Origin of the sequence: Maricaulis maris MCS10, assembly GCF_000014745.1 — a bacterium.
Taxonomy (GTDB): domain Bacteria; phylum Pseudomonadota; class Alphaproteobacteria; order Caulobacterales; family Maricaulaceae; genus Maricaulis; species Maricaulis maris_A.
In genome coordinates, this window is record NC_008347.1 from 741,344 (window position 1) to 755,587 (window position 14,244).

15 protein-coding genes are annotated in these 14,244 nt (G+C 63.2%); 8 read left to right on the forward strand and 7 right to left on the reverse strand.

Annotated features, from left to right (window positions below; genetic code table 11):
• The first annotated feature begins 166 nt into the window (after positions 1–166).
• From MMAR10_RS03350 to MMAR10_RS17135, 4 genes are all read left to right on the forward strand, one after another.
• Entirely contained in the window at positions 167–589 is a 423-nt protein-coding gene (locus MMAR10_RS03350) for an MAPEG family protein (protein WP_011642585.1), read from the forward strand.
• A gap of 83 nt (positions 590–672) precedes the next feature.
• Positions 673–1,746 carry a peptide chain release factor 1 gene (gene prfA / locus MMAR10_RS03355; protein WP_011642586.1) on the forward strand — a complete coding sequence of 358 codons (1,074 nt, stop codon included), beginning with the start codon at positions 673–675 and terminating at the stop codon, positions 1,744–1,746.
• Between the two features lie 5 nt (positions 1,747–1,751).
• Entirely contained in the window at positions 1,752–2,711 is a 960-nt protein-coding gene (gene prmC, locus MMAR10_RS03360; RefSeq protein ID WP_011642587.1) for a peptide chain release factor N(5)-glutamine methyltransferase, read from the forward strand.
• Positions 2,712–2,924: 213 nt separating this feature from the next.
• Positions 2,925–3,677: a DUF4167 domain-containing protein gene (locus MMAR10_RS17135; RefSeq protein WP_011642588.1), complete on the forward strand. Its 753-nt coding sequence runs from the start codon at positions 2,925–2,927 to the stop codon at positions 3,675–3,677.
• Here MMAR10_RS17135 and MMAR10_RS03370 read toward each other — a convergent pair.
• Positions 3,674–4,429 carry an MOSC domain-containing protein gene (locus tag MMAR10_RS03370; protein WP_011642589.1) on the reverse strand — a complete coding sequence of 252 codons (756 nt, stop codon included), beginning with the start codon at positions 4,427–4,429 and terminating at the stop codon, positions 3,674–3,676. The two genes, MMAR10_RS17135 and MMAR10_RS03370, sit on opposite strands and share 4 nt — an antisense overlap.
• Positions 4,430–4,597: 168 nt before the next feature.
• On the opposite strand from MMAR10_RS03370, the gene clpB reads away from it, so the two are divergent.
• The 3 genes from clpB to MMAR10_RS03385 all read left to right on the forward strand — a co-directional run bounded on the left by clpB (position 4,598) and on the right by MMAR10_RS03385 (position 8,063).
• A complete protein-coding gene (gene clpB / locus MMAR10_RS03375; protein ID WP_011642590.1) occupies positions 4,598–7,204 on the forward strand; it encodes an ATP-dependent chaperone ClpB in 2,607 nt (868 codons plus the stop codon).
• A gap of 392 nt (positions 7,205–7,596) precedes the next feature.
• A complete protein-coding gene (locus MMAR10_RS03380; protein WP_011642591.1) occupies positions 7,597–7,860 on the forward strand; it encodes a hypothetical protein in 264 nt (87 codons plus the stop codon).
• The gene (locus MMAR10_RS03385; protein WP_190273951.1) at positions 7,857–8,063 is read left to right on the forward strand and encodes a hypothetical protein; all 207 of its coding nucleotides are present in this window, start codon (positions 7,857–7,859) and stop codon (positions 8,061–8,063) included. Before MMAR10_RS03380 ends, MMAR10_RS03385 begins: the two co-directional genes overlap by 4 nt.
• 13 nt (positions 8,064–8,076) lie before the next feature.
• Here MMAR10_RS03385 and arsB read toward each other — a convergent pair whose 3' ends face one another.
• The 6 genes from arsB to MMAR10_RS03415 all read right to left on the reverse strand — a co-directional run bounded on the left by arsB (position 8,077) and on the right by MMAR10_RS03415 (position 13,290).
• Positions 8,077–9,150, reverse strand: coding sequence for an ACR3 family arsenite efflux transporter (arsB, locus tag MMAR10_RS03390; protein ID WP_011642592.1), 1,074 nt, complete (start codon positions 9,148–9,150; stop codon positions 8,077–8,079).
• A complete protein-coding gene (locus MMAR10_RS03395; protein WP_011642593.1) occupies positions 9,147–9,653 on the reverse strand; it encodes an arsenate reductase ArsC in 507 nt (168 codons plus the stop codon). Before MMAR10_RS03395 ends, arsB begins: the two co-directional genes overlap by 4 nt.
• A gap of 81 nt (positions 9,654–9,734) precedes the next feature.
• Complete coding sequence (locus MMAR10_RS03400) at positions 9,735–10,175, reverse strand: glyoxalase superfamily protein (protein WP_011642594.1); 441 nt, start codon at positions 10,173–10,175, stop codon at positions 9,735–9,737.
• Between the two features lie 299 nt (positions 10,176–10,474).
• Positions 10,475–11,005, reverse strand: a complete 531-nt coding sequence (locus MMAR10_RS03405) for a hypothetical protein (protein ID WP_011642595.1) — start codon at positions 11,003–11,005, stop codon at positions 10,475–10,477.
• A 360-nt stretch (positions 11,006–11,365) separates the two neighbouring features.
• Positions 11,366–11,797, reverse strand: coding sequence for a DUF6896 domain-containing protein (locus tag MMAR10_RS03410; RefSeq protein ID WP_041636741.1), 432 nt, complete (start codon positions 11,795–11,797; stop codon positions 11,366–11,368).
• Positions 11,798–11,817: 20 nt separating this feature from the next.
• A complete protein-coding gene (locus tag MMAR10_RS03415; RefSeq protein ID WP_011642596.1) occupies positions 11,818–13,290 on the reverse strand; it encodes a M23 family metallopeptidase in 1,473 nt (490 codons plus the stop codon).
• A 262-nt stretch (positions 13,291–13,552) separates the two neighbouring features.
• Between MMAR10_RS03415 and chpT the strand changes: the two genes are divergently transcribed.
• A complete protein-coding gene (chpT, locus tag MMAR10_RS03420; RefSeq protein WP_041637236.1) occupies positions 13,553–14,224 on the forward strand; it encodes a histidine phosphotransferase ChpT in 672 nt (223 codons plus the stop codon).
• Positions 14,225–14,244: the final 20 nt, after the last annotated feature.

Sequence of the window (14,244 nt, forward strand, 5' to 3'; positions counted from 1 at the left end):
TAAAACGCGGTCTCGCCCGGTCCTGCAAGAGGCTAGACCCAGTGCAAGGCGGGATTTGGCAGGGATCGCGGCGGAAATGGGGCTGGCGATTTCTCCATGAGCCCCTCTCGCCAATCGCCCCCAACTCGGCTTACCGTGCCGGAAAATGGCCGGGGAGGGCTGCGAGATGTTTCAATCAATGATGACGCCGATTTTGGCGCTGGTGTGCTGGACCCTGATCATGTGGGTGTGGATGTATGCCACCCGCATTCCTGCGATGCGCAAGGCCGGGATTGATCCGGCGACGGTGAAAGACAAGTCCGCCATGGACCGCTTGCCCATCGAGGTGCGGCGCATCGCGGACAATTACAATCACCTGCACGAACAACCGGTGATCTTCTATGCCCTGGTCGTGTATTCGGCGCTCGGCGGCGGCGTGTCGGACGAATTCAACATCATGCTGGCCTGGGCCTATGTGTTGATCCGGGTGGTCCACTCACTGATCCAGTGCCTGTGGAACTTCATCCCGATGCGTTTCCTGGTCTTCTGCCTCGGCTCGATCGTGCTGGTCATCATGGCGGTGCGCAATGTTATGGCGGTGCTGACCTGAGGCCTGTCTGCCCCGGGCCTTGTCCCGGGGTCCGACAGCGGCACAGGATTTTCATCGCTTGCATGAGGTGCTAACGGAGCAGCATGCACGCACCTGAAGCCAGACTCGCCCAAGTCATCGACCGGTTCGACCAGGTGGAAGCCCGCCTGGGCGCCGCCGGTGATGCCGATGAAATCGTCAAGCTCTCCAAGGAGCATGCCGAGCTCAAGCCCGTGGCCGAAAAGGCCAATGCGCTGAAGTCGGCCCGCGCCGAGCTGGCCGAGCTCGCCGAGATGATGGAGGGCGATGACGCGGAAATGGCCGAGATGGCGCGGGAGGAATTCTACGCGCTGAAGGAGCGTCTTCCCGAACTCGAGCACGCGATGAGCTTGATGCTGTTGCCGAAAGACAAGGACGACAGCGCCAATGCCATGATCGAGATCCGGGCCGGCACAGGCGGCGACGAGGCCGCCATTTTCGCTGGCAATCTCTATGGCATGTACCAGCGTTACGCCCAGCTGCAGGGCTGGAGCTGGGAACTGGTTTCGGCTTCGGAAGGTGAGCATGGCGGTTATAAGGAAGTGGTCGCCGCGATCTCCGGCAATGGAGTGTTCGGGCGGCTGAAATTCGAAAGCGGCGTGCACAGGGTCCAGCGGGTTCCGGCGACCGAAAGCCAGGGCCGCATCCATACGTCTGCCGCGACGGTGGCGATCATGCCGCAGCCGGAAGACATCGATATCGAGCTCGACATGGGCGATGTCCGGGTCGACACGATGCGCGCCTCTGGCGCCGGCGGCCAGCACGTCAACAAGACCGACAGTGCCGTGCGCATGACCCATATCCCGACCGGGCTTGTCGTGGTCTGCCAGGAAAAATCCCAGCACCAGAACCGGGCGCGGGCGCAGGAAATCCTCAAGGCCAAGCTCTATGACATGCAGCGCGAGGCGGCCAATGCCGAGCGCGCCGCCGAGCGCAAGGGGCAGATCGGCTCGGGCGACCGCTCCGAGCGTATCCGCACCTATAATTACCCTCAGGGCCGGGTGTCCGATCACCGCATCAACCTGACCCTCTACAAGCTCGACGACATTGTCGCCGGTGACGGGCTGGACGAGGTGGTTGCCGCGTTGATCGCAGAAGACCAGGCAGCTCGTTTGGCGGCCCTCGAAGACGACGCATAGACACCATGTCGGGCGAACCCTTCGACACGTTGGTGGACACCGCGAAGTCGGTGTTTGATGCCGCGAGCCACAAACCGCTGCTCGAGGCCTGGCAGGGCCTGGGCCTGGCGGAAATCCGGGCAGATCTGGCGACCCGGCTGATCGCGGCGGGGATCGAAGAAGGCCCAGACGAGAGCCGTTTCCTGATCAATCACGTGCTGGCGCCGGTCCGTCTCGCCGATGCGCTGGCCGACCCGGCGCTGTTTTCCTGGCAGGCGGCGGACGAGCTGGCTGCCCTCGCCTGGCGCCGGCTGGCGCGTGTACCGTTGTCGCAAGTGCTGGGAAGCCAGCCATTCTGGACCCTCGATCTTGCTGTTTCCTCCGATGTTCTGACGCCTCGAGCGGATACCGAAGCCCTGGTTGAGGCCGTTCTGGCCGAAGCGGGAGAGGCATCGGCTCGGCTGGTCGACCTTGGGACCGGCTCCGGTGCCATCCTGCTCGCCTTGCTGAGTGAACGACCGGGCTGGAGCGGGCTCGGTGTTGACCTGTCGGCACCGGCTCTGGCCATCGCGACAGCCAATGCGGACCGCTGCGGCCTGGCGAATCGGGCCGAGTTTATGCAGGGACGCTGGGGCGCCGGGCTGGCCGACGGATCTGTCGATATTCTGGTCTCCAACCCGCCCTATATCGTCTCCGATATCCTGGCCGGACTCGAGCCGGAAGTGCGCGACCACGAGCCGGCACTGGCGCTGGATGGCGGGGTGGACGGGCTGGATGCTTACCGTGAAATCATTGCCGACCTGCCTCGTCTTCTGGTGTCAAATGGTCTGTTTGCACTGGAAATCGGCCATGACCAGGGTGTGACGGTGAGCGCGCTCGCACGCGAGGCCGGGCTGGTCGACATTCGGGTCCTGCCGGATCTGGCCGGCAATGATCGCGTTGTCCTTGGCCGGCGGGTTGGCGCAGCCAACCAGACCGACGGCTAAAAGGGCTTGGAATGACTGGTCTTGCGGGCTAGGGTCCGGACCAAGGCAGGTGGATCGCGCCAGTACGGGGGTCTCGCGCGGCCGGATGACCCACTTGCCATTATCCGGTCAAACAGTTGGATCCCCATGGTATCGGCGCACAGGCTTGCACCTGCGAATGCACCGCCAAGCCCGAAGTCAGATTAGCATCGCTGTTGAACAGGATAACGCGATATGAAGCGTCAACGTGGTCGAGGACGTAAGCCCGGCAATTCCGCAAACCGGAGCTATGAGAGCAATGGCCCGGAAGTAAAGATCCGCGGCAATGCGTCCCAGATCTATGACAAATACATGCAGCTGGCGCGTGATGCGTCTCTGGCCGGTGACCGGGTGCGGGCGGAAAACCTTTTCCAGCACGCCGAACACTATCTGCGCATTGTCCAGCTCAACCAGCCCAAGCGTGATCCCAACCAGGATGACGACAATAACGGTAATGACAGCCTCGATGACGAGGATGACGGTCAGCAGTTCGGTGGCCATCAGGGCAATAACCAGGGCAATAACCAGGATCGTCAGGATCGTCAGGATCGTCAGCCGCGCGAGCGGCGTGAGCGCAATGATCGCAACGACCAGGGCGATGGCCGTGAGCCGCGTCGCGGTCGCAATAATCGAAATCGCTCGAACGGTCGCGACCAGGACCGGTCGCAGGATCGCGACGGCAATCGCGAGCCGGACGCGGATCCGCTCGGTGTGGTGACCCCGGAAGGCGACAATTCTGCGTCGACCCCGGCCGCCGAAACGTCTGCGCCGGCTGAAGAGGCCCCGCGTCGCACCCGCCGTCCCCGCCGCACCAAGGCGGAAATGGAAGCGGCCCGCGCCGCCGAGGCTGCGCTGAAGACGGCGTCCGACGCCGCCGACAGCGACGCCAACAGCAGCAATAGTGACGACAAGTCTGGCGGCGACGGTCCCGAAACCCAGGCCGCCTAGGCCAGGCTGACCGGGTCGCCCAGCGCGATCACCCCGTCCTCAAGGACGGTCAGGTAGAGACCACAATCCATGTGCCCGTAGTGCTCGAACAGCGCTGCGGGCACATCTGTATTACGCTCCCCGGTGTCCGGATTGACGCTGGTCGCGGCGCAGCGCCGGATGCGCGACTCGACGCGAAGCTCGACCCCGCCGATGCGGATATTCTGCCCGACCAGCCCGAACTCTTCCCAGGCTGCCAGCCCGTCGATCAGCAGATTGCCGCGAAACCGGATGGGATCGAGCGGTTGGCCCATCTTGTCGGCAAGGTCGCGGACCGAAGCGGCATTGATCAGGGAAATCTGCGGCATGGCAATGTCGGTCATGGCCTGTCCCGGCGCATGGACCAGACGCAGCGGGCCGCGCACCCCGTCGCCGAGCAGGGTGCGAAGCCGGTCGAACAGGGGCGGGTGTGAGGCCGCATTGTCCAGCTGGACATCAATCGGCGCCCCGCCATCGAGGCTGGCCGTGACCGTGCGCCCGTCTTCTGCGTATCGGCAGTCGAGACGCGCCAGTTCCGCTTGTCCGGCCAGCATCAGGAAATGTTTCTTCTTCACATGCCCTGGCGCCCTGTCATCAAAGGGCGAGGGGCCATTCTCGATCGCCCAGGCCCGGTCATGCGGCAGGGTGGCATTGGCCGTCAGTTCGACGTGCGGTAACTGCTCGGGGCCAAGTCCTTTGACGGGAAACCGTGTGATGGCTGTAAGCTGGGGCATGGGATTGAGTCGCTCCGTGGGTTCCGCTCGAAACCGTGGTCAGAATGTCGCGGGTCGACCTCTTGTGTTGTGCATATGCAACACCTACATGCGGTCTGAAACGCGATTTGGCCGTGCTTGATCAAGGCGGCGAAACGCAACCTATCTCGCCTTTTCCGGGGGATCGACATGGAATTCGATACTTATACAGACCGCGCGCGGTCGATTATCCAGGCCGCACAGGGTCTGGCGCTCAAATCCAGCCATCAGCAATTCGCGCCCGTGCACCTGCTCAAGGCGCTGATGGACGACAATGCCGGTCTGGCCGGCAATCTCATCAAGGCGGCGGGCGGTCGCCTGCGGCAGGTCCAGGACGGGGTCGACCAGGCCCTGGCCGCCATTCCGCGTGTCGATGCCGCCGACGCCAAGCTCTATCTCGCGCCTGAGACGGCCAAGCTGTTCGGCGCGGCAGAGGAAGCCTCTACCAAGGCCGGGGACCAGTTCGTCACCGCTGAGCGCATCCTGCTCGCCATGGCACTGGCCAGCGGCACCAAGGTTGCCGACATTCTCAAGGCGGCCGGCGTGACACCGCAGGCGCTCAATACCGCCATCAATGATCTGCGCCAGGGCAAGACCGCCGACAGCCAGTCGGCGGAAGACGGCTATGAGGCGCTGAAGAAATATGCGCGCGACCTGACCGAAGTGGCCCGCGAGGGCAAGCTCGACCCGGTCATCGGCCGCGACGAGGAAATTCGCCGTGCCATCCAGGTCCTGTCGCGCCGGACCAAGAATAATCCCGTCCTGATCGGTGAGCCGGGCGTCGGCAAGACGGCCATCGCCGAAGGCCTGGCCCTGCGCATCGTCAATGGTGATGTGCCCGAAAGCCTGAAGGAAAAGCGTCTGCTGGCGCTTGACATGGGCTCCCTGATCGCCGGTGCGAAATATCGCGGCGAGTTCGAGGAACGCCTGAAGGCAGTCCTGTCCGAGGTCGAGAACGCAAACGGCCAGATCATCCTTTTCATCGACGAGATGCACACGCTTGTCGGCGCCGGCAAGACCGACGGCGCGATGGATGCCTCCAATCTCCTGAAACCCGCCCTGGCCCGCGGTGAGCTTCATTGTGTGGGCGCCACGACGCTGGACGAGTACCGCAAGCATGTCGAAAAGGACGCCGCCCTGGCACGGCGCTTCCAGCCGGTCATGATCGAAGAGCCGACCGTGCAGGACACGGTCTCCATCCTGCGCGGCCTGAAGGAAAAATACGAGGTGCACCATGGCGTGCGCATCGCTGACAGCGCCATTGTCTCGGCCGCCAACCTGTCCAATCGCTACATCACCGACCGCTTTCTGCCCGACAAGGCCATCGACCTGATGGATGAGGCCTCGGCCCGTTTGCGCATGCAGATCGACTCGAAACCCGAGGAACTCGACGAGATCGACCGTCGCGCCATCCAGCTCAAGATCGAGGCGGAAGCGCTGAAAAAGGAAAAGGACGATGCCTCCAAGGAGCGTCTGGCGACGATCTCCAAGGAGATCGCCGAACTGGAATCGCGCTCGGCCGAGCTGACCGCCACCTGGCGGGCAGAGAAGGACAAGCTGGCATCCGCCACCACGCTCAAGGAAGCCATTGACCGGGCTCGCTCCGATCTCGCCGACGCCGAACGTCGCGGCGATCTCGGTCGTGCCTCGGAGATCAAGTACGGCCAGCTGCCGGACCTCGAAACCAAGCTCGCAGCGGCGGAAGCCGATGGCGATGACGGCGCCGCCAAGCAGGAAGTGGTCGATGACGAGCAGATCGCCCAGATCGTCTCGCGCTGGACCGGTGTGCCCGTCGACAAGATGCTCGAAGGTGAACGCGACAAGCTGCTGCGCATGGAAGATGCGCTGCGCGGCCGCGTGATCGGTCAGGATCCGGCCCTGGAAGCCGTGTCCGACGCCGTGCGCCGGGCCCGTGCCGGTCTCAAGGACCCGGCTCGTCCGATCGGCTCCTTCCTCTTTTTGGGACCGACCGGTGTCGGCAAGACCGAGCTGACCAAGGCGCTGGCCGAATTCCTGTTCGACGACGAACACGCCGTCTCCCGCCTCGACATGTCGGAATACATGGAGAAGCATTCGGTCGCCCGCATGATCGGTGCCCCGCCGGGCTATGTCGGCTATGAGGAGGGCGGTGCCCTGACCGAAGCCGTGCGGCGGCGTCCCTATCAGGTCGTCCTTCTGGACGAGATCGAGAAGGCGCATCCGGATGTCTTCAACGTGTTGCTGCAAGTCCTCGATGATGGCCGCCTGACCGATGGTCAGGGGCGCACCGTCGACTTCCGCAATACGATCATCATCATGACCTCCAATCTGGGGTCCGAACACCTGCAACTGGTCGATGATGCCGAGGATGCGCGCGACAGCGTTATGGCTTCGGTGCGCGGGCATTTCCGTCCGGAATTCCTCAACCGGATCGACGAGATCATCCTGTTCCGCAAACTGGCGGAAGAGCATATGGGTGCCATTGTCGACATCCAGCTGGGCTATCTCGACCGCCTGCTGGCCGACCGTCGCATGACCGTCGAGATCGATGCCGGCGCCCGCGCCTGGCTTGCGGCCAAGGGCTATGACCCGGCCTATGGCGCGCGTCCCTTGAAGCGCGTCATCCAGAAGGAGCTCCAGGACCCTCTGGCCCGCCTCCTGCTGGAAGGCGGCATCAAGGATGGCGACACCATCCAGGTCTCCACCGAAGCCGGCGTGCTGACGGTGAATGGGGTTGCCGTCGGTGTGAAAAAACCGACGCTGGAAGTGGTGAATTAGGACTGCTCGCCGGGCGCATGCGACGAAGCTGGGCGGTCGCGAAGGCCGTCCAGTTTTCTTTTGTGAGAGGGCAGCTCGTCTGCCCAATCCATCAATCTTGGCTTGCCGAGATGGGGCCAAGCGAGGTTCAGCCGGTCAAGGGTGAAACCGCTGCGCGGCGGCTCTGCCGCCCTTGACCGGCTGAACCTCGCTTGGCAATTGGCTGACAAGCCAAGAATGAATATCACCCCGCACAGTGCGGGCTTGCTCAGCGCCCCGGAAGAACGGACGGCAGCTTGCTGATGCACCTAGAAAACCGGGACTGGCCTTTGTGTGATGAATCGGCCTGTGTTGATCAATCAGGTCGGATCAGCGATCCGCGCAGCAGCTAGGCGGCGTATCAGGGACTCTGTATGGGCACGAAATCAGAACGCATACACGTGCTGGTGCACAGCTTGGCGACGGCGCTGTTTGTTTTGGCGGTTATACTGGAATTGGCCAACACTGCGGACCCGAACCTGTTCGGTCTGAATTTCCTGGTCGGATTTTTCTACATCGGGACTGGCTGGCTTTATCTTCTCAATCCGGAGATTGAATTCTCGCGGCTGTCTCTCGCGGGCCCGCTACTTCTGATGGCCTGTTTTGTGTCGCTGTTCGGTTTCGGTGGAGCGCCATGATGAAGTCTAACCTTCGTTGGAACACCGATGCCTTCGACCTGTTTTACAACCTGCCCGGGCTCGTGCCGATGTGCACCGTGATCTGGCTACAGGACTTCCAGCGGGATGGATTGCTCTTGCTGGTCGCGCTGCTGGTTATGTTCAATCTTCATTTTCTCAGGCGTCGCCGACACTATGACACCGAGACCCAGCGCAATCCGTAGAAACGTCGGCTCCCTACCGCCCGGCAAACCAGCCCTGCGTCCGGTTGGCGAACGCCACCAGCGACAGCATCACCGGAACCTCGACCAGCACTCCGACCACGGTCGCCAATGCGGCGCCTGAATTGAGGCCGAACAGGCTGATGGCCACTGCGACCGCCAGCTCGAAAAAGTTCGAGGTGCCGATCAGCGCGCAGGGGGCGGCGATGTTGAAGGGGGTCTTCCACAGCCAGGCGACGCCATAGGCGATGGCGAAAATGCCATAGGTCTGGATCAGGAGCGGCGTGGCGATAATGGCGATGGTGATGGGCTGGGTCAGGATGGTCTCGCCCTGGAAGCCGAACAGGATGATGACCGTGCCGATCAGGCCGATGATCGAGGCCGGCTTGATCAGCGCCGTGAAATCACCAACCGCCTTGTCCGCTGCTGCGGCCGTCTTGCCGCGCGACAGCGCCTTGCGGGCTAGCCAGCCAGCGATCAGCGGGATCACGACATACAAGCCAACCGACAGGAGCAAAGTGTCCCAGGGCACGGTGATGTCGGTGACGCCCAGCAAGAGGGCAACAATCGGGGCAAAGGCGACGACCATGATCAGGTCATTGGCGGCGACCTGGACCAGGGTGTAGTTGGCGTCGCCCTTGGTCAGCTGTGACCAGACGAAAACCATCGCCGTGCACGGTGCGGCGCCGAGGATGATAACGCCGGCGAGGTATTGCTGGGCGTCTTCCGGCTGCAGCCAGGGCGCGAAGACATGCTCGAAGAACAAGACACCCAGGAGCGCCATCGAGAAGGGTTTGATCAGCCAGTTGACCACCAGGGTGATGATCAGGCCTTTGGGACGCTCGCCGACGCGGGCCAGCGAGGCAAAGTCGATCTGGATCATCATCGGCCAGACCATGGCCCAGATCAGCACCGCGATGGCGAGATTGACCGAGGCGTATTCAAAACCGGCCAGCCAGGCGAACAGGTCCGGCACGATCACACCCAGCGCGATGCCGCCGGCCATGCCCATGGCGACCCAGACCGACAGCCATTTTTCGAAAAAGCCGATGCCGCCCGGGGCGGCGTCCTGAGGGGTCGTGTCGGTCATGCGGAGGTGTCCTGTCGGGTGTCGTTCGGTTGGGCGTTGAGTGTGTCGAAAGCGCGTTTGAGCGCGTCGCGATCATCGCCGTCAAGCGCGGCCATCAAGGCCGTGATGCGGGCGTCCAGGGCGTTGAACGTGTCGTGGAAGGCTTTTCGGGCGGTCTCGGCATCGGCAATGGCAGCCGGGTCGGGCAGGCCCCAATGGGCCTTGACCGGGGCGCCGGGCCAGATCGGACAGACTTCGGCCGCGGCGCTGTCGCAGACGGTGATGACAGCGTCGAGGACGGGCGCGTCCGGCGCCGAGAACACGTCCCAGCTTTTCGAGCTGTAACCAGTGGCGGGCAGGCCGTGGGCGGCGAGGGTTTCGAGAGCCAGGGGATTGGGCTGCCCGGTCGGTGTCGATCCGGCGGAATAGCCGGCGACCCGGCCTTCGCCACGGGCATTGATCAGGGCTTCGCCCAGGATGGAGCGCGCGGAATTTCCCGTGCACAAAACCAGGATATTGAGCATGCGACCCCGCCCGCTTCTTTGACGTCAGGCGGGGTCGTAAGCGCAGTTCGGTCAAGGTTCAACCGAATTTCATTTCGCGATTCAGCGAAGGGCCAGTTCCAGATGCGGACGCCCGTCCGAGGTGTGCGCCGGCGAGCGGCCATTGCGGCCGATCGTGGCACTGATCCGGCGCCGGAAAGCCGAGAAACTGTCGAAGGTCACCACATCGACGGCCTCGTCCAGATCCAGCGTCACCCGCCAGCCTGAGGCGCCGCCGGCAAGGGCGGTGAGGCTGAGAATATCGGCCTCGAAAGCCTGGCCGAGATAGTGGCCCGAGACGCGTCCGCCGACGGCGAGCGGTGTGTCGGGCCGGTTTCCGGCCGCGGCACTCAAGGTATTCCAGTCGCGATAGCCCATCTGATGGGCGAGCAATTCCAGTGCCTCGCTGTGCGAAACAAAATTGCCTTCGGCTTCGAGCGCTTTTCGCAAGCGCCGGGCCTGGGCTTTCAGCGCGTCGCGCGAAAGCGGTTGGTTCGGGGTCATGACAAGCCCTTTCGTATTGGCATGCGGATCGGATGATGGGGCTCGCCTTGCCATCCCGCCGCATGTCGCAATGACGATGAGGGAAATGTCGGATCAAAGGGAGATTTCACCAAGGCCAAAAACCTGCGAGCGGCGGGCACCTCCATGCCTGTGGTGCTGGTACGGTTTTCGCGGCGGCGCGTCAATGCTTGGCGTCGATGCCGGTCGTCTTCCCTGTCGGACGCCCCGCGAAAGTGGGGCGGAGATCAGATAAATGCTGTGTGTCCGCGTTTTCAACCACGCCGATCTCGCCAGTCGCGTTACCGGCGTCGGGTGTATCCGACAAAGAGGGGGGCCCAATCAGACGTGTCGTCCGGGCGGACCCAGAATTCCTGTCGGACGCTGCCGTCCTCCTGCGGAGCCCAAACGCCACGGACCTGCATTTCGCTGCCGTCCGCATTGCTGTGCAACCGGCCCTCCAGGACCATCGCACCCGTTTCGTCGAGTCCGCCTGAATAGTCGATATGAAAGCGCGGGCTCATCCAGACCTGCCGCCAAAGCCCGGTGGCCGGGTCGACAAAGGTCATTCCTGTTCCTGTTCCGCCATCGAAGGTCGACCAGTCTTCAACCACCAGACAGCCAGCCTCCCGCCGGGAATAGGTCTGGGTGCCGATCTGCTGTCCGTCGGCGGCAAAGAAGTCCCACTCGCCGATCACGAAATCGAAATCCGAATACGGTGCGACGTCCTGACCGCAAACAGGCGGGGCGGCTTGTTGGGCAGACGCAGTCCCGGCACAGCCAATCAAGCCCATTCCGATGAGAAGGCAAGCGGATTTGAAGCTTTGCATCATGTGTATCTCCCGGTCTCGACGCGTCTCGGATCGGCCTGTCACTAACAAGCCGGACAGCTTGGCAATAGCGAGATCAGACGCGTCGCAATCCCGCTTGGCGCCCATGACAGGCGGCGACCGCGGCCGGCCGGGGACACATACCGTTGTCCCTGATGCACTGACCATTCGCCTCCCGAGACGTGGCTGGCTTAGGGAGGAAACAGGTGAAGTTACCGCGCCCGCGGCGCATATTCGGTCATACATCACTTGCCGAGAGACAGCCGTAACCGGTTCTTGAGCTCAAGGGGCATGCCCGCGGAGCGGCGCCTGCGGCGCCCTTGACCTCAAGAACCGGTTACGGCTCGCTAGCTAACAAGTGATCTATGGACCGCTCCGCGCGTCGCGCGCGGTCCCAGGCGACGGCCGCGAATGATTGCTATTGTTTTCGCTTGTGAATTTAAAGTGTCGGCCGACTGGCTTGATGACTGGCACGTCATTGAGCGCTTCAGCAAGTTTTCTGCCGCGGAACAAAATTCCCTGACTCTCCAGAAACAGTTCGAGTCGCCAAGCATCGAACAGTTCAGGCTTGTCGAAGTTGTCATGGACATCGACGCGGCGGGTACTTGGCTCGTGGGTGAAACACACTCCCGAGCCGTGGCGTCGAAATGTCCAATCGCCGGAGGCCACCTTAATACTGCCTGTCGGCGGAGCGTCGGTCAGGACTATGTCGAGGCCGAACAGGCGGCCCCATTCCCTCACAAGTTCAACCTGACAGTCGATCAATTCGCGGCAGCTGGACTCGAGGTCGATCACGTTGGAAGAAACCCCAGCCCCTACTGCGCGCCATTCCCCGCATCAGCCACTACCGGCGTCTCGTCCTCGGCGGCCGGGCGGGCGGCTTCGCGGATGGCGATGATGCGGTCGCGTTCGGCTTCAAAGAGCGGGATCTCGTCTTCCGACAGCTGACGGCCTGTCGGCAGGTCCAGCGTCATCGGATTGCGGGCCGTACCATTGTGGTGGACTTCGTAATGCAGATGCGGGCCGGTCGAGCGGCCGGTGGTGCCGACATAGGCGATGACCTGACCCTGGGTGACGCGGCTGCCGGCGCGGATGCCACGGGCAAAGCCGTTCAGGTGGGCATAGGCGGTCTGATAGCCATTGGCGTGGCGGATGCGGACATAATTGCCGAAACTGCCGTAGCGGTCAGCGCGTTCGACGACGCCATTGCCGGCGGCCATGACCGGGGTGCCGCGCGGGGCAGCGAAGTCAGTGCCGTTATGGCGGCGCGTATAGCCCAGGATCGGGTGACGCCGGGCGCGCGAGAAGGAGGAGGAGAGGCGGGCGCCATTGACCGGGGTCAGCATCAACAGGCGTTGGGCGCTGGCGCCTTCGGGGCTGTAATAGCCGACAATCCCGTCCTCGGTCTCGTAGCGGTAGAATTCCTTGGGGTCACCGCGTCCGTCATACATGGCATAGAGGATGTCGCCGGTGCGCGCAGTATTGCCCTCTTCGTCGACAAAGCGTTCGAACAGGATGTCGAAATCATCGCCCGGCTGGATTGAGCGCTGGAAGTCGATGGCATAGGCGAGGACGCCGGCCAGTTCGACCACGACGCGGTCGGTGGCGCCAGCGGCGAGGGCGTCGACATAGAGCGAGGCCGTGATGGAGCCGGACGCCCGGACCATCTCACGGTCGAACTGGGCGATGGTCTCGCGGGCCCGAAATCGGTCGTCAAAGGTCCGCGCGACGGTGATCGAACGTTCGATGTCGGGGCGGAAGGACAGCCCGTTCAGACGGGTCACGGCATCAGCGCCATCAGCAGGCGTCTCGACATCCAGATAAAGATTGATGCGCTCGCCGGCGCGCAGGTAGCGCAGGTCGAAGACAGTGCCAAGCGCGGCGATGGCGCGGGCCGCCTCGACGCGATCAACACCGGCATCGTCAAGCAGGCCGGCCATGGTGCCGCCGCGCGGAACGGTGCGTTCGACCTGGACACGGGTCGGGCAGCTGGCGCACTGGGTGAAGGCGGCGTCATTGATGTGGAGCAGATCAGCGGGTTCCAGCACAACCGGTGTCGGGTCGGTTGCCGCCCCGTCCTGAAGCGGGACGCTGTTCTCGATCGTGCCGGCCACGTCGTTGGGGGCGATCATGGCGAGGCTGATGGCTTCGCCGCTCGCGGCTTCACTGCTCGGCTCGCCGGTCAGCATCAAGGCTGTCAGCAGTCCGGCGGACAGCGTCAGGCTGGCAAGGGCTACAAGGCCGCGTGTGCGACGGGTATCAGCACGGGTTACGTCGAACTCTGACACTGCCAAAACTCCGGTCTGCTCAAAACGACACATGCGTGCGCACGGAACTGCAAAGTCCGGACGCGAACCTGTGTCTGGTCCACCAAGCAAATCCCGCACCGTTCCCGTTTTCCTTACGGGAGCCTTGCGAAACCTGTCCCCACAGCCCGGAAACGAATCATGTCTTGGACTGATCCGGTTGCCAAGACCTTTCCATCGCCAGGATAGCAGTTGCAGTGCGAAAACCGGCCCCGAGGCGAAAGAATCATGTATGGAAAAATACATGCAAGACGATCTTCCCGCCGAACTCCCGGCCGACCAACTCGCCGCCCTGCTCTGTGCACGGCTCTGTCATGACCTCGTCAGCCCGGTTTCGGCGCTGGGCGCTGCGCTCAGTGTATTCGATGATCCCGACAGCGCGGACATGCATGAGGATGCGATGGAACTGGTGCGGGAAAGCTCCCGCCAGGCCCAGGCCAAGCTGGAGTTCTGCCGGCTCGCTTTCGGTGCCGGCGGTTCCGCGCCCGGGATCATGGACAGCCGCGAATTGCAGCGCCTGACCGAGGCCATGTTCTCTTCGGTCAAGCCGGAGATCGTCTGGAAGGTTGAGTCCGCCGGTCTGGAAAAACAGGCCGCCCGTCTCCTCCTGAACATGTGCCTGCTCGGTGTCGATGCGGCGCCGCGCGGCGGCACTGTCACCATTGAAGGTGCCGAGACTGGCGGCGGCGCGCGCCTGCGCGTGATTTCGGAGGGTCCGCGGGCTCGTCTCGAACCGGGAACCGCCCGCGCCCTGGAAGCGCTGGCACCGGAGAATGGCTATGACGGTCGCTCGATCCAGCCCTACTACACAGGCCTGATCGCGCGCAGCAATGGCGGGCGTGTCAGTGCCCAAGCCAATGAGAACCGGGTCGAATTCATTGCCCTGGTCAAAGGCCCCGAAGGCATGATCGGCTGATCATTCCCGATCCGGTCTGC